The sequence below is a fragment of the Bradyrhizobium sp. genome (genome assembly GCF_030697065.1).
In the GTDB taxonomy this organism is placed as follows: Bacteria; Pseudomonadota; Alphaproteobacteria; order Rhizobiales; family Xanthobacteraceae; genus Bradyrhizobium.
In genome coordinates this window covers 1-2,328 of sequence record NZ_JAUYQU010000082.1, presented here as the reverse complement: position 1 = coordinate 2,328, position 2,328 = coordinate 1, and the positions used below count along the sequence as shown (strand labels likewise).

General features: G+C 64.7%; 2 protein-coding genes and 1 pseudogene. 2 read left to right on the top strand and 1 reads right to left on the bottom strand.

Going from position 1 to position 2,328, the window contains the following annotated elements:
* Positions 1-170 precede the first annotated feature (170 nt).
* Positions 171-953: pseudogene (gene pcaD / locus Q8R73_RS05385) on the bottom strand (3-oxoadipate enol-lactonase).
* Positions 954-1,134: 181 nt separating this feature from the next.
* Here pcaD and Q8R73_RS05380 point away from each other — a divergent pair.
* On the top strand, positions 1,135-1,581 hold the full coding sequence (locus Q8R73_RS05380; RefSeq protein ID WP_305718501.1) for a carbon monoxide dehydrogenase subunit G: 447 nt from the start codon (positions 1,135-1,137) through the stop codon (positions 1,579-1,581).
* A 286-nt stretch (positions 1,582-1,867) separates the two neighbouring features.
* On the top strand, positions 1,868-2,328 hold a 461-nt coding region (locus tag Q8R73_RS05375; protein ID WP_305718500.1), incomplete at its 3' end, for a (2Fe-2S)-binding protein.

Sequence of the window (2,328 nt, the reverse complement as noted above, 5' to 3'; positions counted from 1 at the left end):
GTCGCTGCAGCATCCCCGCATTCTGGACAATGCCTGAGGCTGTCCGTCATTCCGGGATGGTGCGCCAGCACCAGACCCGGGATCTCGAGATTCCAGGTTCGATGCGGAGTTTATCATCGGGCCGGCCGAAGGCCGGACCCGGTGGCATCGCCCGGAATGACTAGCGGTGTTTAACGCTGCGTCAGAAACCCGACCACGGCGTCGGTGAAGGCGTGCGGCTGTTCGACGTTGGAAATATGCGCGGCGTCGAGGATCGTCAGGGCGGCGCCCGGAATCTGGCTGCGGATGAATTCGCCTGCCGCTACCGGCGTCGACATGTCGTGGCGGCCGGCAATCACCAGTGTCGGGCTTTTGATTTTCGGCAGCAGCGCGCGCTGGTCGAGGGTCGCAAGCGCCTCGCAGCAGGCGAGATAGCCCTGCACCGGCGTCGCCATCAGCATCGCCTTCACATTGGCCGTGATCTGCGGCTCGCGTTAGCGGAAATCCGCGGTCAGCCAGGCCGCGATGACGGTGTCGGCGATGGCGGCGATGCCACCCTCCTGCACCGCCTTGATCCGGGCGTGCCAGTTGGCCGGATCGGGATAGTGGCAGGCGGTGTTGGCGAGAATGAGCTTGCCGAACCGCTCCGGGGCGTTGGCGCCCAGCCACTGTCCGACCATGCCGCCCATCGACAATCCGCACCAGTGCACCTTGTCGATGTTGAGGTCATCGAGGATCGCCAGCACGTCGCGGCCGAATCGCTCGATCGAGTAGGGCCCCGGCGGCACGCCGGACTTGCCGTGGCCGCGCCGGTCGTAGCGGACCACCCGGAACAGCTGGGTGAGCGCCTGCATCTGCGGCTCCCACATCTTCAGGGTGCAGCCCAGCGAATTCGACAGCATCAGGGTCGGTCCGCCGTCGCGGCCCTCGACTGACACGTTGAGCAGGCAACCGTCGGCATCGATCATCGGCATCTGGAATTCCTCGTGACGTGCGCGACCTAACCATTTTCGTGCGGCCTGTGCCAATCCCAAAGCATCCACAGCTCTGCTGCACTGCGAATATGCACCACCCGTCGTCCATCACTGCCCTTCCTTTTGGGCCTGCCGTGCTTTACTTGGGGGAAACGGGCGAAACGATCCAGGAGGCTCCACCATGGCCATGACGATGAACGGCGAAGTCCAGCTCGCGGCGCCGCGCGAGGCCGTGTGGACCAAGTTGAACGATCCGGAAGTGCTGAAGGCCTGCATTCCCGGCTGCGAGGAGCTGGAGAAAACCGAGGACAACGGCTTTCGGGCGGTCGCCAAGATGAAGGTCGGTCCGGTCTCGGCCCGCTTCAAGGGTCGGGTGACGCTGAGCGATCTCGATCCGCCGAACGGCTACAGGATATCGGGCGAGGGCGAGGGCGGGGTTGCCGGCTTCGCCAAGGGCGGCGCCACCGTGGCGCTGGCCGACAAGGACGGCGGCACGCTGCTGACCTATAATGTCGAGGCCCAGATCGGCGGCAAGCTGGCCCAGCTCGGCCAGCGCCTGATCAACGGCTCCGCCAAGAAGCTGGCCGACGAGTTTTTCGCCAATTTCGCCAAGGCGGTGCAGGGGTAGGCAATTTCAAGAGTGCGCTTTTCTTCTCCCCTCCCACCACGCGCTTTGCGCGTGGCGGGGAGGGGTCGGGGGTGGGGGGGTATCGCGGCAAACTCGCTGCGAGGTGTGAGCGCGGTAAGACCCCCCACCCCCGACCCCTCCCCACCACGCGGCAAGGGCCGCGCGGGAGGAGGGGAGCGAGAGGGTGAGGTTGCTCATTGCCGGGATGGCCCATATTATGGCTTTGGAATGATTTTAATGACTGCGCCGCTGTGCAATGCAGAAGCGCAGATGAAGAGAGTGCTGAATGGCCAAGATCTCCCTCATCGTGAACGGCAATCCCGTCAACGCCAATATCGACCCCCGTACCCTGCTGGTGCAGTTTCTGCGCGAGAATTTGCGCCTGACCGGCACCCATGTCGGCTGCGACACCTCGCAATGCGGCGCCTGCGTCGTTCATGTCGACGGCAAGGCGGTCAAGGCCTGCACCATGCTGGCGGTGATGGCGGACGGCCATGAGGTCAAGACCATCGAAGGCCTGGCCGCCGACGGCGCGCCGCTTCATCCGATGCAGGAGGCGTTCCGCGAGCACCACGGCCTGCAATGCGGCTTCTGCACCCCCGGCATGATCATGACCGCGGTCGACCTCGTCCACCGCAAGGGCAACGATCTCAGCGATCACACCATCCGCGAAGAGCTCGAAGGCAATCTCTGCCGCTGCACCGGCTATCAGAACATCGTTGTGTCGATCGCCGCCGGCGCCAAGGC